Below are 13,524 nucleotides of genomic sequence, written 5' to 3'. Positions count from 1 at the left end.
ATATGAGTATTCGACCGATCGATGTGGCGCGCACCGATGGCGGCCCCCAGTGGGTCGAGGCCGTGGCCACGCCCGCCGGGGTCGAGGTCTGGTGGGACGAGCCGCGTCCCGGCGAGGGCGGCAGGCGGTGCGTGGTGCGCCGCCTGCCCGACGGCGCCCGTGCCGACGTCCTGCCCCAGGGGTGGAACGCCCGCAACCGGGTGGTGGAGTACGGCGGGCGGTCCTGGCGCCCGCTGCCGGGCGGCGGGCTGGTCTTCACGAACTGGGCCGACCAGCGCGTCTACCGCCTCGACGGCGGCGGGGAGCCGGTGGCGCTCACGCCCGAGGGGCCGTCCCGCTACGCGGACCTGTGGCTTGCGCCCGGGCGTGCCGAGGTGTGGGCCGTCCGCGAGACGGACGACGTGCGCGATCTGGTCGCGGTGCCGCTCGACGGCGGACCCGTCCGCATGATCGTCAAAGCCCAGCATTTCCTGATGAACCCGCGTATTTCCCCTGACGGCGGATTTGTCGCCTGGATCGGCTGGAACCACCCCGACATGCCCTGGGACGGCACCGAGCTGTGCGTCGCCCCGCTCGGCCCCGATGGCACCGCGGGGCCGCACCGGGTGGTCGCGGGCGGGCCCGAGGAGTCGGTCGTGCAGGCCGAGTGGCGCGACGAGGACACCCTGTACGCCGTCACCGACGTGACCGGCTGGTGGAACATCCACCTGGTGGGACGCGACGGCGGGCAGACCCGCAACCTCACCCCGCTCCCCCAGGAGTTCGGCGACGCCCCCTGGAAGCCCGGCGCGTCCTGGTTCGCGATCGCCACCGGCGGCGCCGCCGACCGGCCGGGCGCGCACGACCCGCTCGTGGTGGTCCACGGCACCGCCGACCGCCGGTTCCTGTCCGTGCTCGACCCCGACACCGGCGAGCTGCGGGACGTAGGTGGCGACGCGACCTACGCCGCCACCTACTGGGCCTCGACCGTGTCGGCGGCCGGAGGCAAGGCGGCGGCGGTGGCCGCGACCCCGTACACGCCGCTCGAGGTGACGCTGGTCGATCTCGGCGGAGGCGGCCGCACGGTGGTGTCGGCGCCCAAGCCGCTGCCCGACCGCGCCCTGCTGCCCGACCCCGAGGCGGTCACGATCGAGGGCGTGCACGCGCACCTGTACCCTCCGGCGGGAGCCGAGGGCCCCGCGCCGTACGTGATCTTCGTGCACGGCGGGCCGACGGGCAGCAGGCCGCTGGTGCTCGACCTGGAGATCGCCTACTTCACCAGCAGGGGCCTCGGCGTGGCCGAGGTGAACTACGGCGGTTCCACCGGCTACGGCCGCGCCTACCGGGAGCGGCTGCGTACCGCGTGGGGCGTGGTGGACGTGCAGGACTGCGCCAAGGTGGCGCGCGGCCTGGTCGAGCGGGGCCTGGCCGACGCCGCCAAGATCGCCATCAGGGGCGGCAGCGCGGGCGGCTGGACCACGGTCGCGGCGCTGGTGCACAGCGACGTGTTCGCGGGCGGCGTCGCGCACTACGCGATCACCGACCCCGAGAGCTGGGCCGCCGAGACGCACGACTTCGAGTCGCGCTACCTCGACGGCCTGATCGGGCCGCTGCCGGAGACCCGGCAGCGCTACGCCGACCGCTCGCCGCTGCTGCACGCCGCCCAGGCGTCGGGCCCGTGCCTGATGATGCACGGCCTGGAGGACGCCATCGTGGACGTCGGACAGGCCCGCCGGTTCGTCGCCGAACTGGACAGACACGGCAAAGAGTGGGCGTTGCTCACCTTCCCCGGCGAGCAGCACGGCTGGCGCAGGGAGGAGACTATCGTCGCGGTGCTGGAGGCCGAGCTGGCCTTCTACGGGCTGCTCTTCGGGTTCGACACGCCCGAGGTCCCGCCGCTCAAGCTGGAAGGAAGAGCGTGAAGAGCGTTGCCGAGATCTGCTCGGACCTGATCAGGTTCGACACCACCAACCCGGGCTCCGGCGAGCGCCCGGCGGCGGAGTACGTCGCCACGCTGCTGGCCGACGCGGGGATGGAGCCGGTGGTGTTCGAGTCCGCGCCGCGCCGGACCACCGTCGTGACCAGGATCGACGGCGACTCGCCCGACGCGCTGCTGATCCACGGCCATCTGGACGTCGTGCCCGCCGACCCGTCCGAGTGGGAGCTGCACCCTTTCTCCGGCGAGGTCGTCGACGACTGCGTCTACGGCAGGGGCGCGGTCGACATGAAGGGCTCGTGCGCGATGACGCTCGCCACCGTGCTCGGCATGGCGGCGCGCGGCCTGCGTCCCAAGCGTGACCTGGTGCTGGCGTTCCTCGCGGACGAGGAGGCGACGGGCGACTACGGCTCGCGGCACGCGGTGGGCGAGCACCGGGAGCTGTTCGACGGCGTCACCGAGGCGATCAGCGAGTCGGGCGGCTTCAGCGTGACCTCCGGCGAGAACCGGGTCTACCCGATCGCGGTGGGCGAGCGCGGCACGGCCTGGATGAAGCTCACCGCGCACGGCGTGGCCGGCCACGGCTCCAGGCCCGCGGTCGACAACCCGGTGGCGACGCTGGTGCACGCGCTGTCGCGGGTGGCCTCCCACCAGTGGCCGGTGCGGCTGACGCCGTCGGTCGCGGCGCTGATCACGAGCCTGTCGGAGATCACCGGGCAGCCGATCGACCTGGACCGCCTGGACGCCGAGGCCGCCCGGCTGGGCGCGCTCGGCCGCCTGTTCGAGGGGCAGATCCGCAACTCGGCCAACCCGACCATGCTGGAGGCCGGCTACAAGGTCAACGTGGTGCCCTCCACGGCCGAGGCGCACGTCGACGGCCGCTACCTGCCGGGCCTGCAGGAGGAGTTCCTGGCGACGATCGACGAGCTGCTCGGGCCGAAGATCACCCGCGAGTTCGTCAACCTGGAGGACGCGCCGGCCGCGCCGTACCCGTCGGCGTTCTTCGACGAGCTGGCAGGCTCGCTTCTCGCCGAGGACCCGCTGGCGCGGCCGGTTCCGTACGTGATGAGCGGCGGCACCGACGCCAAGTCGTTCGCCAGGATCGGCATCCAGGGGTACGGCTTCGCCCCGCTGATGCTCCGCCCCGACCTCGACTACTTCGGCATGTTCCACGGCAAGGACGAGCGTGTCCCGGTGGAGGGCCTGGAGTTCGGCACCCGCGTCCTGACCCGGCTGCTCACCTAGCCCCGGCCGGTCGCGACGGCCGCCGGAGCCTCGCAGGGCGCGCCGAACCAGGCGGCGAGCGCGTCCGGCAGATCGACCCGGCGAAACTGCCGCATTTCAGCAGGCTGCTGGGGACGGCGAGGGAGGTCGATCCCGACGCCGACTTCGAGCGGGCCCTGGACACACTCATCAAGGGACTGGCCTCCCAAGACTGGAACGAATCATTCCGTTCTGCTATTATGGAGTCATCACGAAGCGACCGGAAGGGACTCCGATGACCGTGAACACCGGCTGGGACGTGCTCGACGCCGCACACCAGGCACTGCGCGAGGCCGTCGACGGGGTGCCCGCCGACGCCTGGAACCGTCCGACCCCCTGCGAGCAGTGGACCGTCACCCAGGTGCTCCAGCACGCCGCAGGCGACCAGATCGCCTTCGCCTCCTTCCTCACCGGCGAGCCCGGCCCCGGCGAGAACCCGTTCGCGCCGTCGGGCACGCTGGCCGAGGAGCCGCGGGCGTACCTGGAGGCGGCGCTGAAGCGCTCGGCGACGGCGTGGGCGGGCGTCGGCAAGGACGCCGAGGAGGTGCCCACCCCGGTGCCGCCGAACAAGATGGCGCCCTCGCTCGGCGCGGGCGCGTGCGCGCTCGACGCGGCGGTGCACGCCTGGGACATCGCGCTCGCCACCGGTCAGCCCTCGCCGCTCACGCCGGAGCTCTCCAAAGAGCTGCTGGAGGTGGCCAGGAGCATCGTCGAGCCGCTGCGCGCGTACGGCGCGTACGCCGCCGCGCTGGAGCTGGAGCCGGGCGACGAGGTCGCGGAGCTGCTGGCCTACCTGGGTCGCAACCCCGCCTGGACTCCCGCCGCCCCCTGACCGCCCCGCCCCGGCCGTCCTCACCTCCCTTCCCGCAGGCTCGTCCTGCAGCAGGGAGGAACGGCCCCTGGGACGCGCAGAGGTAGAAGAACTTCTACCTCTGATCGGTAAGCAGCTCCATCGCCGTCCGGCAGGGCAGCCAAGATCATTGGATGTATGGCTGAAGCAACGGAAATCACCAGTGTCAGGCGGCAACTCCGGCAGATGCGCATCTTCCTGGCCGGAGTCGTGGCCGCTGCCGCCGTGGCCGGCGCGGCGGTCCTGGCCGGCAGCGGGCAGGCGGCCGCGCAGGACAGAGGCAAGGTCACGTTCGACGAGATCGACGTTCAGCGGATCAACGTGGTGGAGGCCGACGGGAAGACCCGCATGGTCCTGAGCAACAAGAAGCGGTCGCCGGGCGCCGTCGTGGACGGGGTCGAGCTGGGCAACGCGGGAACCCGGCCGGGCATGACCTTCTACAACGGCGACGGGGACGAGTCCGGAGGCATGGGCACCGACAACGGCGTCGACGGCGGGAAGCCCTGGGCGTTCGGGCAGCTCGCCTTCGACCAGTACAAGCAGGATCAGACGCTCGTGCTGCGGTACATGGAGCAGGAGGGCGTCCGCGGCGTCGGCCTGGCGGTCGACGACCGGCCCGAGGCGTCCTTGCCGGAGACTTTCCAGGAGCGCAAGAAGATCGAGCAGATGCCGCCCGGTCCGGAGCGGGACCGGGCGATGGCCGAGTACCAGAAGAAGTATCCGAGCCCCCAGCGGGTCTTCGTCGGCAAGAACCCCGACAGGTCGTCGGCCGTGACGCTCGCCGACGGCAAGGGCACGCCGCGGATCGTCCTGCGAGTGGGCCAGGACGGCAACCCTCAGATCCGCTTCCTCGACGCCACGGGCAAGGTCACCCGGACGATCAAGGGCTGATGAAGAACGTCACCAGCGCCTGGCAGGCGATCACGGGTAACCCACTGCGGTTTCTCGGGTCCTCGTGGCCGTGGCGGGCGCTCGCCTACCTGCTGACCAGCCTGCCCGGCGGCGGCGCGGTGGCCGTGGCGGCCGCCTTCGGACGGCAGACCGCGCTGATGGTCGCGATGATCACGCTGGTGGTCGTCACCGTCGTGCTGAGCGGCCCCATCGCCTCCATGGAGCGGTGGCGGCTGAGGCTGATCGATCCCGCGGACGTCACCGCGCCGAAACCGGGAGCGCGAGCCTTCTCCGTGAGCCCGGCCACCTGGCGCGAGATCGGCTACGCGCTGCTGTGGGCGACGATCCTGCCCGCGCTCGACGGCGTCATCATGACGCTGGCGGCGCTGACGATCGTCTCCTACGCCTCGCACCCCCCGTCCGCGTGGCTGACCGCCCTCGTGGTGGCGGCCGGGGTGGCCGGATGCGCGTACCTGTTCACGGTGGTGGCCGCGGCCCAGGGAGCGCTGGCGCGCAGCCTGCTCGCCGCGCCCCCCGAAGAGCGGATGAACGAACTGACCCGGTCTCGGGCGCGGCTGGTGGACGCGTTCGAAGCCGAGCGGCGACGCATCGAACGCGACCTGCACGACGGCGCTCAGCACCGGCTCACCGCCGTGCTCATGCAGCTCGGCCTGGCACAGCTGGACGTGCGCGAGGATCCAGAACGTACGGCGGAAGCCATCAGCCTGGCCTACGAGCACACCCAGGCCGCGCTGGACGAGCTGCGCCGCGTGATCAGAGGCATCCATCCTCCGGCCCTCACCGACCGGGGGCTGGAGGCCGCGGTCACCGACCTGGCCCGGCACTGCCCCGTCCCGGTGACCCTGGACCTCGACCTGCCGCGCCGCCCTCCTGCAGGAGTGGAAGCGGCGGCCTACTTCTGTGTCTCGGAGTGCCTCACCAATGTGATCAGGCACAGCAACGCGCAGCAGGTCATGATCAGGGCGAGAATGTCCGACAGATGTCTCACCCTCGACGTGAGCGACGACGGCACCGGCGGGGCCGACCCCGCGGCGGGCAGCGGGATCACCGGGCTGGCCGACCGGGTCGGCGTCCTCGAGGGAACCCTGTCACTCAGCAGCCCACCAGGAGGTCCGACAGTGATCCGGATGGAACTGCCATGCGATTGACGATCGCCGAGGATTCGGTGCTCCTGCGGGAAGGGCTCGTCGGGATCTTCACCCGGTTCGGTTTCGAGGTGGTCGCCGCCGTCGGCAACGCCGACGAACTGCTGCACGCCGTCGCGCGTGACGTGCCCGACGTCGTCGTGGTGGACGTCCGCATGCCGCCGGACTTCCGCGACGAAGGGCTGCGGGCCGCCATCCGGCTGCGCGCCGACCACCCCGGACTCGGGATCCTCGTCCTGTCGCAGGTCGTCGAGGAGACCGCGGCGGGCGAACTGCTGGAGGCCGGCACGCGCGGCGTCGGCTACCTGTTGAAGGACCGGATCGGCGCGATCATCCCGTTCGTGGAGGCGGTGCGTACGGTCGCGGGCGGGGGAACTGTCATCGATCCCGATGTGGTCCGCCAGCTGCTGGTCCACCGCCGCGCCCACGACCCGCTGGACGCGCTGTCGCCACGGGAACGCGAGGTGCTCGCCCTGGTCGCCGAGGGCAGATCCAACAGCGCGATCGCCCAGCGGCTGTACGTGTCGGAGGCCGCCGTGGCCAAGCACGTCACCAGCGTCTACACCAAGCTCGACCTCGGCCAGCACGCCGACGACCACCGCAGGGTGCTGGCCGCGCTCACCTTCCTCCGCTCGCGCTGACGACTCAGCGACCTCATGACCACCGGTCGCGACGTCCCCATGTGTCAGGCGGGGATCGCGAGAGCTCGGGAGAGCGCCTGAGCCAGCAGGGTCGTGGACGCGGGGGCGGAGGAGCGCCAGGCGACGTAGCCGTCGGGGCGTACCAGAACGGCGCCGCGGCCGTAGCGGGCGGCCCACCCGTCGGCGTGGTCGGCACGGTAGGCGCGCACCGGCATGGACTGGACGGCTGCCGCGTCGGCCCATTCGGCGCTGTCGCACAGGAGGACGAACTCGTCGACGAAGAGATCGTGGACACCTGCGCCGTCGAGCCACAGGTGCGGGGCGCGGGCGCCGGCCCGGGCCGGCAGGTCGAGCCGGTCGGCGAAGACGGTGTCGGCACCGTAGAGCTGCCCGAGCAGTTGCACCTTACCGTCCATCTCCTCGGGTTCCGGCGCCCCGCTCATCCGGGCCTGCTGATGTCTGACGATCATCGGCGCTAACGCCTCGGCGAGCGGCCGTCGCTCCGCCTCGTACGTGTCCAGCAGCCCGTCGCCGGCGTGGCCGTGGATGACGGCGGCGAGCTTCCACGCGAGGTTGTGCGCGTCCTGCACTCCGGTGTTCGCGCCCAGCGCCCCGGCCGGCGGCCACACGTGCGCGCTGTCGCCGGCCAGGAAGATCCGGTCGTGCCGGTAGCGCTCGGCGACGCCCACGCCCTGCGTCCAGGAGGCCACGCCTTCGATCTCGACAGCCAGGTCCTCCCGGCCCACCGCGGCCCGTACGAGCTGGACACACCGCTCCACGGTGAAGTCCTTCTCCGACTCCACCGCCGGGTCGTAGGAGAGCGTCACCTGCCAGCGACGCGGGTCGGCGGTGCTGACCAGCCCGCCGGCGAAACCGGAATTGAAGATCATCCAGAACAGCGCCCGCCGCGGCAGGAACACCGACAGGTCCGCGCGGAAGACGATGTTCATGCTGTGCATGAAGGTCGCCTCACCGGTGCGGGCGATCCCCAGCCGCTGCCTGATCGGGCTGCGGTTCCCGTCCGCGGCGACCAGGTAGTCGGCCCGCCAGACCTCCTGCTCGCCGCTCGCGCGGTCCTCGATCACCGCGGTGACGCCGTCGGTGTCGGCGTCGAACGAGACGAGCTCGGTGTTGAAGCGGTGCGTCGCGCCGGACGACCTGGCGGCTTCGATCAGGATCGGCTCGACGCTGTTCTGGTCTGCCATGCAGAAGACGCCCGCGGTGAGGTCCGGCCACGCCCGTGGTTCGTCCGCGTCGAAGATCCATTCCCACTCGCCGGCGAGCGTGTGGCAGCGGGCCACACCGGCCTCGACGTCGAACGGCTTACCGGCCGCTTCCACCGCGTCGGCGATCCCGTACGCCCGGTAGATCTCCATCGTCCGGTGATTGATCCCGCGTGCGCGGCCGTGGATGGACACGCCCGGGTGCCGGTCCACCAGCAGCGACGGAACGCCTTGCCGTGCCAGGAAGAGCGAGCTCGCGAGGCCGGCCAGGCCGCCACCGACGATGAGTACGGGGATTCTGTTCATCTGCCTTCCCTTTCCTGCCGTTCGGAGTCCTGCCGCTCGTTGAATTCGGCGGCGATTTGCTGCACCCACTCACGGGACCAGGTGAGCTTGCCGTCTCGCAGGTCCGCGATCATCGTGATGAGCCAGGCCTGCTCCGCGGCCAGTACCGCGTGCCGGTACTCCTCTTCCACCAGGAAGATCCGTGGCAGATCGGCGGACTGGTCCACCGCTGCCCGCACGTCGGCGAGCTCGGCCTCGACGGCGGCCAGCCGCGCCTCCAGCTCCGCCAGCGCCTCCGGCGGCGGCAGCATGATCAGGAACGACAGGGCCACCGGAAACTCCGGGAACTCCCCGCCCACCGTCGAGAGCATCTCCCGGATCCAGGTTCTGGCCGTCGCCAGGCCGGCTTCGGTGATGGCGTAGACGACCCGTTCCGGCCGGGCGCCGTCCCGGCCGACGCCCTCGACGGCGATCAGCCCGAGCCTCAGCAGGCGGTCGATGGCCTGGTAGACGCTGGCTCGCTGGCGGACGTTGACGACCCGGTCCTTGCCGTAATCCCTGATCAGTTGCTGGATGCGGTACGCGTGCATCGGCTCCCCGGCGAGGATGCCGAGCACGGTCAGCCCCAGGGTGGAGCGTTTGCCTTCAGTTGCCATAGTCAGATCATAACTAGTTATGCCATGACTATGAAGCGCTTGCCAGGTCTCCTTCCGGTAACGATGAGTCGCCCCGGCAGGCGGCAATGCTCACCCCCGGGCCTTCCTGGGCACGCCGGCACCTGCTCCTACGAACCGGCAGATCGTAGGGTCGTCGCCGTCGAGCCGTCGGCCACCATGGTCCGGCAGCGCCCGCTGGTCGTCACCTGACCTGCCGCCCGGCCGCGGTGATCAGCTGAACTTGGTCGCGGGACGCTCCTGGAGCTCGCCGTCGAGGTAGATGTCCACCTTCTCGTTGTAGAAGGAGATCAGACCGGCGACCTTCTGGCTCTCCGGCAGCGGCGTGCGGTACGACCACGCCAGGTCCGCGTGGCCGTTGACCGACCAGTACTCCGCCGTGCCCTTGTACGGGCAGCTGGTGGCCGTGCTGGTGTGTTCCAGCAGGTCGAGGCGGACGTCGGTCTTCGGCAGGTAGTAGCGGGCCGGCAGGCCCGTCTCGAAGAGGATGCGCGGGCTGCGCGAGTCGGCGACCGTGACCCCGTCGACCTCCACCCGGACGTGCCGGCTGCTGGCCAGGATGTCGATGCGGGTGTACGGGTCGCGCGGGTGGACGAAGACCTCCTCGTCCTCCTCGAACCAGGCGTCCATCGCGTCCCACTCGAACCGCACATGGTCTCGCAGTTCCTCGATCGGCGAGTCGGGATAGGCCAGCGCCGCGTCGGCCACCCCTTCGACGTCGTAGAGCACCGCCTCCCCCCGGCTCGGCGAGTGCGCGGTGCGGCCGCTGGGCTTGAGCTCGGCGGCGACGTCCGCGCGAGGGAGGTAGTACGTCGGGTAGTACGGCACCTCCCACACCAGCAGCGCGCCGACGGTGTCGGCGATCATCCGCCCGCCCAGCGAGACCCGTACCCTCTTCGCGGTCCGCTCGATGCGGACGCGTCCACGTGTGATCGGCTCCATATCCCGGGCAACCCCGCGCCCCCCGCCGCTATTCCGCCCCGGGCGGGCCCGTCCCCGTGAACGCATTCGACTGTCCACATATCTTTTCGCTGAACCTAAAACAACCGGACAATGAACGAAGATTTCGGCGGCATGCGGCTTTCATGACTGACTCCGCAGAGATCAAATAAGCCGCCGATTCGGGTTATCGACGGGCCCGAAACCCCTATATGGTTGGCGCGGCGCGGGCAGGCACGGCGGCTTGCTGCGATATCTGACCAATCGCGACACCGAGGAGTTAGTGGTGAGTGTCGACACCGTCCGCGAAGAGCAGGCGATCCGCCGGATGACGGAGCACCTGGTCCAGGTCTTCACGGGCATCCACACCGCCGAGCACGTCGAGGTCGTGGTGGGGACGGCCCGCCACCGCTTCGACGGCCGTCCCGTCCGGGACTTCATCCCCGTCCTGATCGAGCGCGTCGTCCGCCAGGAACTGGAAACGGCGGCGAGGGCGAGCGAGGAAACGCCGCCCGAGGCGGTCGCGCACGCATCGCAGAACACGACCGCGGACGTCCGGTCGGACGCCGCGGCGGGAACGTCGCCCGACATCGCCGGCGACACTGTTGATTCACCGGGAATTCACGCTCCGGAAAACTCCGCGGCGCCGCGGATCTGGACGGAACGGGTCCGCAGTAAGGGATTTCTTTCGCTGGCTCTGGCAGCGGTCGTCGTGGTCGCCGTCGTGGTGGTGGTCACGACGGGCGGGCAGGAGAGCGAGACCCCGGCCGCCGCGCCGCCCCCGCTCGCGACCGTGCGCGGCGTGATCGGCTCCGAGAAGACGGCGTTCTTCGAGGACCCGCAGGTCGTCAAGGCCTTCGCCGCCAAGGGGGTGAAGGTCGAGGTCGACCCGGCGGGTTCGCGCCAGATCGCCACCTCGATCGACCTCGGACGCTACGACTTCGCCTTCCCGTCGAGCGCCCCGGCGGCCGACAGGATCCAGCGCCAGCGTCACGTCAGCCAGAAGTACACGCCCTTCTCCTCCCCGATGGCGATCGCGACGTTCCAGCCGATCGCGGACCTGCTGACCAAGGCGGGCGTCGTGAAGAAGGGCGCCGTCCGGACGTTCGACGTCGCCCGCTACCTCGCCCTGGTCGCCGAGGACAAGCGGTGGGACCAGCTCGCGGGCAACAAGGTCTACCCCGTCCGCAAGAACATCCTGGTCTCCACGACGGACCCGCGCACGTCGAACTCCGCGGCGATGTACCTGGCCATCGCCAGCTACGTCGCCAACGGCAACACGGTCGTGCACGGCGCCACCGCCGAGGTGGAGGTGCTGCCCACGGTGTCCAAGCTCTTCCTGCGCCAGGGCTACACCGAGAACACCACCGAGGGCCCGTTCGACGAGTACCTCGCGGTCGGCATGGGCCCGTCGCCGCTGGTCTGGATCTACGAGGCGCAGTTCGTGGACGCCGCCGCCCAGGGCCGGATCAAGCCCGGGATGGTGCTGACGTACCCGTCGCCGACCGTGCTGTCCAAGCACACGCTGGTGCCGCTCAACGCGTCCGGCGACAAGATCGGGCGCCTGCTGAGCACCGACCCCGAGCTGCAGAGGCTCGCCGCCGAGCACGGGTTCCGCTCGGGTGACGCCTCCCAGTTCGCCAAGGTCGCCGCGGATCACGACGTCCCCGTCGCCGCCGACCTCATCGACGTGGTCGACACGCCGTCCTACGACACCCTTGAGCAGCTGCTCGACGGGGTCGCCAAGTCGTACGGCTGACCCGCCTCAGCCGACCTCGCCGACCTGGTCGACGAAGCCGAGACGCCGGTTCATCGCGATCGCGGACGCGTTGCGCGGGTGGTGGAACGTCGCGAGCCACCGGTACCCCGACGACCGGACGAAGCGGATCGCCAGCAGTTTCAACGCCAGCGACAGGCCCCGTCCGCGATAGGGCGCCAGGACGCCGGTCATCTCGCTGAACGCGTACCCCTTCGACTCGTGCAACGACGTCGTGGTCATGCCGATCCACGCGCCCTGGTGCAGGGCGAGGGCGACGCCGGCCGGGTCGAAGGAGGGCACCTCGATGCGCTCGGTGACGTACGCGTCGTAGGTGTAGAACTCGCCCCGGTCCGGGATGTCGGCCGAGCAGGTCTTGTTGAGGTCGTACAGGGCGCGCCGGTGGCCGGCCGTGTCGCCGAGCTCCGCCATCGTCGTGAACTCGACGCCTGACTCGCGTGCCCTGGTCAGGTAAGGCTCGAAAGCCGCATCGTCGAAACCATCAACATCCAGGCGAAGCCGTACCCAATCAACCATGGTCAGACCCTATTCGCGCGTCGGCGGGCTCCAGCGGTGAGGTCCTGGCGGCCGACCGTGGCAAGCCCGCCGGGACGGGCCGCGGGTTTCGTGCTGGGCCGCGCTACCCCAGGCCGAACGCCACCAGCGTCGTCCAGGTGGTCACGGCGCCGACCGCCGCCCCTGCGGCCACCTGGCCCCCGCTGTGGTGCGCCAGCCGGACCCGGGCCCAGCACACCAGGGCCACGACCGCGGCGCCGGCGAGCGCGGTCGGCACCACGGGCAGGACGCGCGTCAGCACCACCACCGTGCCCGCGCAGACCGCCGCGTGGAAGGAGATCTTCCACCGCAGCGTGACCGGCACGGTGACGGCCAGCGCGGCGAGCATCGCCGTCACCGTGGCCACCAGCAGCGTCGGCGCGCCCAGCGCGACCAGCAGCACCAGCGCGACGAGCACGGCCGCCACCGCCGCGAGCAGCGGCCCGGTGCGGCGGGCGCGGTCGACGATGTGGTGCGAGTCGAGCCGCCCTGACCAGACGCCCACCGCGATCACCGCGGCGGGCACGCCGCCGCAGAGCGCCGAGGCGACCAGCCCCCAGACCGCCCCGCCCCACCCCTGCGCGATCAGCCCCACGGCGGGCGGCATGACGATCACGAGCACCTGCGGGGCCAGCAGGTCCGTCACCCTCTTCGCTACCAGGTCGGCCGTCATGCCAGGAAGAGTACGGGATCATGGACCACCCAGACCGCGCCCACACGAAGCCCCAACCAGAGGTGAAGGTCAAGCAAGGTTCACGCAATCGTCGGGTGATATAAAAGCCGGGTGGCCGAGATCACCCTGGACGTCCGCCAGTTACAGGCGTTCGCCGAGGTCGGCTACCAGGTCGGCGGCGGCGGTGGAGCCCAGGGCGCGATGGCGGCGCTACGCCGCGTGGTGCGGCTCGACGCGTACGAGTTCGTCGCGTTCGACCCGGCGACCGGCCGCCACCACAGCGTCGTGTCCGACGGCCACGGGCGCATCGACGGCGACGCCGCCGAGGAGTACGCCGCGCTCGACGCCTACCGCAGGGCGATGGCCACCCGGGCCCCGGTGAGCATGCCGGAGCCGGGCACCGAGCGTTACTTCCGCCGCCACCTCGCCCCCTACGGCTGGCGTGCCGGGCTGACCGCGCCGCTGTTCCTGGCCGAGGGCCGGTACACGGGCCTGCTGCACCTGGCGTCCAGGTCGGCGTTCACCGAGCTGACCGGCGCCCTGATCACGGCGGTCGCCCCGATGCTCGCCCACGTCACCGACCTGACCAGGTGCGTGATCGACCCGGTGGGGCTGCCGGCGGGGTTCCGCGCGGCGTCGTTCGACCGGCTCGGCACCCGCCGCGAGGTGCCGGGCACCGAGCCGTGGGACGAG

Annotated in this window: 13 protein-coding genes and 1 pseudogene; 9 read left to right on the top strand and 5 right to left on the bottom strand. The window is 71.2% G+C overall.

The genetic code is table 11. The annotated features are described in order from the left end of the window. Positions 1 to 2: 2 nt before the first annotated feature. From ABZ297_RS11820 to ABZ297_RS11790, 7 genes are all read left to right on the top strand, one after another. Positions 3 to 1,901 (top strand): prolyl oligopeptidase family serine peptidase, encoded by a 1,899-nt coding sequence (locus ABZ297_RS11820; RefSeq protein ID WP_355343357.1) that lies wholly within the window; start codon positions 3 to 5, stop codon positions 1,899 to 1,901. After that, a complete protein-coding gene (locus tag ABZ297_RS11815) occupies positions 1,898 to 3,160 on the top strand; it encodes a M20/M25/M40 family metallo-hydrolase (RefSeq protein ID WP_355343354.1) in 1,263 nt (420 codons plus the stop codon). Before ABZ297_RS11820 ends, ABZ297_RS11815 begins: the two co-directional genes overlap by 4 nt. 71 nt (positions 3,161 to 3,231) lie before the next feature. Beyond that, positions 3,232 to 3,417 (top strand): TetR/AcrR family transcriptional regulator C-terminal domain-containing protein, encoded by a 186-nt coding sequence (locus ABZ297_RS11810; protein ID WP_355343555.1) that lies wholly within the window; start codon positions 3,232 to 3,234, stop codon positions 3,415 to 3,417. After that, positions 3,414 to 4,010, top strand: a complete 597-nt coding sequence (locus tag ABZ297_RS11805) for a TIGR03086 family metal-binding protein (protein ID WP_355343351.1) — start codon at positions 3,414 to 3,416, stop codon at positions 4,008 to 4,010. Before ABZ297_RS11810 ends, ABZ297_RS11805 begins: the two co-directional genes overlap by 4 nt. Before the next feature lie 156 nt (positions 4,011 to 4,166). Then, positions 4,167 to 4,919, top strand: coding sequence for a hypothetical protein (locus ABZ297_RS11800; RefSeq protein WP_355343348.1), 753 nt, complete (start codon positions 4,167 to 4,169; stop codon positions 4,917 to 4,919). Next, positions 4,919 to 6,088, top strand: a complete 1,170-nt coding sequence (locus ABZ297_RS11795) for a sensor histidine kinase (protein WP_355343345.1) — start codon at positions 4,919 to 4,921, stop codon at positions 6,086 to 6,088. Before ABZ297_RS11800 ends, ABZ297_RS11795 begins: the two co-directional genes overlap by 1 nt. Further along, positions 6,079 to 6,726 (top strand): response regulator transcription factor, encoded by a 648-nt coding sequence (locus tag ABZ297_RS11790; protein ID WP_355343342.1) that lies wholly within the window; start codon positions 6,079 to 6,081, stop codon positions 6,724 to 6,726. The genes ABZ297_RS11795 and ABZ297_RS11790 overlap by 10 nt, the downstream gene beginning before the upstream one ends. A gap of 44 nt (positions 6,727 to 6,770) precedes the next feature. On the opposite strand, the gene ABZ297_RS11785 is transcribed toward ABZ297_RS11790, so the two are convergent. The 3 genes from ABZ297_RS11785 to ABZ297_RS11775 form a co-directional block, all read right to left on the bottom strand. Continuing rightward, positions 6,771 to 8,255: an FAD-dependent monooxygenase gene (locus tag ABZ297_RS11785; protein WP_355343339.1), complete on the bottom strand. Its 1,485-nt coding sequence runs from the start codon at positions 8,253 to 8,255 to the stop codon at positions 6,771 to 6,773. Continuing rightward, a complete protein-coding gene (locus ABZ297_RS11780; protein WP_355343337.1) occupies positions 8,252 to 8,890 on the bottom strand; it encodes a PadR family transcriptional regulator in 639 nt (212 codons plus the stop codon). The genes ABZ297_RS11785 and ABZ297_RS11780 overlap by 4 nt, the downstream gene beginning before the upstream one ends. Positions 8,891 to 9,121: 231 nt before the next feature. After that, complete coding sequence (locus ABZ297_RS11775) at positions 9,122 to 9,850, bottom strand: DUF427 domain-containing protein (RefSeq protein ID WP_355343334.1); 729 nt, start codon at positions 9,848 to 9,850, stop codon at positions 9,122 to 9,124. Between the two features lie 283 nt (positions 9,851 to 10,133). Between ABZ297_RS11775 and ABZ297_RS11770 the strand changes: the two genes are divergently transcribed. Then, a complete protein-coding gene (locus tag ABZ297_RS11770) occupies positions 10,134 to 11,606 on the top strand; it encodes a three-helix bundle dimerization domain-containing protein (protein WP_355343332.1) in 1,473 nt (490 codons plus the stop codon). Positions 11,607 to 11,612: 6 nt separating this feature from the next. On the opposite strand, the gene ABZ297_RS11765 is transcribed toward ABZ297_RS11770, so the two are convergent. Both ABZ297_RS11765 and ABZ297_RS11760 read right to left on the bottom strand, forming a co-directional pair. Continuing rightward, positions 11,613 to 12,140 carry a GNAT family N-acetyltransferase gene (locus tag ABZ297_RS11765; protein ID WP_355343329.1) on the bottom strand — a complete coding sequence of 176 codons (528 nt, stop codon included), beginning with the start codon at positions 12,138 to 12,140 and terminating at the stop codon, positions 11,613 to 11,615. A gap of 103 nt (positions 12,141 to 12,243) precedes the next feature. After that, positions 12,244 to 12,831, bottom strand: coding sequence for a hypothetical protein (locus ABZ297_RS11760; protein WP_355343326.1), 588 nt, complete (start codon positions 12,829 to 12,831; stop codon positions 12,244 to 12,246). Between the two features lie 111 nt (positions 12,832 to 12,942). On the opposite strand from ABZ297_RS11760, the pseudogene ABZ297_RS11755 reads away from it, so the two are divergent. Next, positions 12,943 to 13,524 (top strand): annotated as a pseudogene (locus ABZ297_RS11755) (DNA-binding response regulator); the annotation flags it as partial.

This window comes from Nonomuraea sp. NPDC005983 (genome assembly GCF_040614375.1).
Classification (GTDB): Bacteria; Actinomycetota; Actinomycetes; order Streptosporangiales; family Streptosporangiaceae; genus Nonomuraea.
The sequence above is the reverse complement of the archived record's forward strand: the minus strand, read 5'-3'. Positions and strand labels throughout refer to the sequence as shown.